Consider the following 645-nt stretch of genomic DNA (forward strand, 5'->3'; position numbering starts at 1 on the left):
TTATTTGCCAGAGTTTACTGGATGCAATCTCCTGCTGTCCACTCTATCTAAAAATCCTCCCCTCTAAGGAGGGGAGGGCGTGTATCATAGGCTTCTGAAGAATTAGAAGAAATGCGCAACCTAGTGGATCGAGTAGAGGCTAATTTCTAGTCCCTCTCACACCACCGTGCGTGCCGTTCGGCACACGGCGGTTCAACTAACTTTTAACGCATGTCGTTTAAGATAGAAATCTAGACAAGAAACCAGTCCTCTTTTAGTAAGGGCTGGTTTTGATATAGCTCGCTTTAAGACTGACTTTTGTGCCACTAGTTGATAGTGGTTACCCCAGCCAGATACTTTATCGGCTATCCATTTCGGAACACCTAGTTTCAGAAGTCCCCATAGTCGTCTCGATTTTTTCTTCCATTGCTTCCAGATAATGACTCGGATACGAGTTCGTAAACGCTCATCTATTTGCGTCAGTATCGTCTTCATATTACCAAGTGAGAAGTAATTTACCCAACCGCGGATAACCCAATTTAATCGTTCAATCCGTGTCGTTAGGTCAATGCTCCACTTCCTCGTCGTTAGTCGCTTCAGCTTGCGCTTAAAACTCTGTACACTATCTTGATGGGGACGGCATTTCCAGCCTTTCGGAGATTTCCT

Annotated in this window: 1 protein-coding gene; it reads right to left on the minus strand. The window is 44.8% G+C overall.

Annotated features, from left to right (window positions below):
* Positions 1-192 precede the first annotated feature (192 nt).
* On the minus strand, positions 193-645 hold a 453-nt coding region (locus tag HZY94_RS04475), incomplete at its 5' end, for a group II intron maturase-specific domain-containing protein (RefSeq protein ID WP_306538631.1).

The sequence above is a fragment of the Streptococcus danieliae genome (genome assembly GCF_013415245.1).
GTDB classification, from domain to species: Bacteria; Bacillota; Bacilli; order Lactobacillales; family Streptococcaceae; genus Streptococcus; species Streptococcus danieliae_A.